The organism is Corallococcus sp. CA053C (assembly GCF_003611675.1).
GTDB lineage: Bacteria > Myxococcota > Myxococcia > Myxococcales > Myxococcaceae > Corallococcus.
On sequence record NZ_RAWA01000754.1, the window covers coordinates 1 to 1,708 of the forward strand.

Annotated in this window: 2 protein-coding genes and 1 pseudogene; all 3 read left to right on the top strand. The window is 70.5% G+C overall.

What is annotated here, in order from left to right:
* Positions 1-236: 236 nt before the first annotated feature.
* Positions 237-827, top strand: a complete 591-nt coding sequence (locus D7V97_RS42840; RefSeq protein WP_199729220.1) for an RNA polymerase sigma factor — start codon at positions 237-239, stop codon at positions 825-827.
* Positions 824-1,321 carry a hypothetical protein gene (locus tag D7V97_RS42845; protein WP_120616250.1) on the top strand — a complete coding sequence of 166 codons (498 nt, stop codon included), beginning with the start codon at positions 824-826 and terminating at the stop codon, positions 1,319-1,321. The genes D7V97_RS42840 and D7V97_RS42845 overlap by 4 nt, the downstream gene beginning before the upstream one ends.
* An 8-nt stretch (positions 1,322-1,329) precedes the next feature.
* Positions 1,330-1,708: pseudogene (locus tag D7V97_RS42850) on the top strand (hypothetical protein); the annotation flags it as partial.

Genomic DNA, 1,708 nt, shown 5'->3' on the forward strand with positions numbered 1-1,708 from the left:
CCTTCACGGCGGCGCCGGTGCCGGAGCCGGAAATTCCCCTGGGCTTCCGCGCCAAGCAGCAGAAGCGCAAGGACGTGAAGGCCGAGGCCCGGGTGGAGAAGGCCGAAAAACAACGGCTTGCAGCGGCCAAGTCCGTGAAAAAACAGAAGCGGAAGTGATGTGGCGGGGCAGCGCAATGGCCCCGCGCGGTGCCCGTAGGACAAGGCGTGAACGCTCTTGCCCTCGACTCGCTGCCCATGGCCATCGGAATGATGATGGCTGAGGACGCCGCTCCGCTCCCCTGGAAAGCGGACGTGCAGGCCGCCCGCAAGGGGGACCCGTCCGCCTTCGAAGCGCTGGTTCGCAGCGTGCAACGCCCGGTGTACGGCCTGGCGTTGCGCCTGCTCCAGAACGACTCGGAGGCGGCGGAGGTCGCCCAGGAAGCCCTCCTGCGCGCGTACCAGAACCTGCACCGCTACGACGACGCGCGCCCGTTCGACCTCTGGGTGCTCGCCATCACCCGCAACCTCTGCCTGGACCTGCTCCGCCGCCGCACCAAGGTGCGCACCGAGGAGCTGGAGCCCATGAAGGAGGTGCTCCCCAGCAGCGACGTGTCCCAGCTGGACGGGGCCATCGCGCGCGAGGAGCGGCAGTCGCTGGAGGCCGCCATGGAGACGCTCTCCGTGGACGACCGCGAGGTGCTGGCCCTCTATTACGTCCAGAAGCGCACCACGAAGGAGATCGCGCAGATCATGGGCTGCGCGCCCGGGACCATCATGGCCCGCCTGTTCCGGGCCCGTGAGAAGCTGCGCAAGAAGATGACGCCCGCCGAGGAGGAAGCGCGATGAGCCCGTGCCCCGACCTGGAAGTCCTGTTCGCGGAGCTGGAAGCGGGCGAAGGCCCCGGCCTGGACCACGCCGCGGAGTGCGACGCGTGCGCCGCGCTCATGGAAGACCACCGCCTGCTGGAGCAGGACCTCTTCCGGCTGGCGGATCCGCTGCCGCCCCCCTCGCTCGTCGCCAACGTCATGGCCCGCGTCGCTGAATCCCCCGTGCCCCAGCGGCGCGAGGTGTGGACGGGGCTGGCCATCCTGCTGACCTCGCTGGGCGTGGGACTGGGCTTCCTCTTCACGAACGACCAGGCGCTCGGCCGCCTGGGCACCGCGTTCGCCTCCACCGTGGGCGACAGCCGCATGTTCGTGGAGGGCCTGTTCAGCGGTGCCCATGCCCTCTGGAGTACCGCGGGCGTGGCGGTGGCCTGCGTCATCGCCTTCGTCGTGATGTCGTCGCTGCTCGGTCTGAAGCGGCTTGTCGGTTCCCCTCCGTCCCTCTCCGAAGCCTGAGCGTGACCATGAAGACCCTCTCCCGACTGCTGCTCCCCACCCTCCTCCTCGGCGCCCCGCTCGCGTTCGCGGAAGGGCCCCCGGCGACGCCTCCGCAGGCCACCACCCAGACTACCGCCCCTACGCGCACCATCGACGTGAGCTTCCGCGGCTCCCTGCGCGACGCGCTCAAGGCCATCGCGGACAAGGGCGGCCTGAACCTCGTCGTCACCGGCGACCTGGACACCCCCGCGGAGGTGCGCCTGCGGGGCATCGGCGCCGAACAGGCGCTGCGCACCGTGGCCCGCGCCTACTCGCTCCACCTGGAGCAGGACGGCTCCATCTTCACGCTGCGCCCGCTCACCGCCCGGGAGAAGGAAGCCGGGACGGCCGCGAACGCGCCCACCC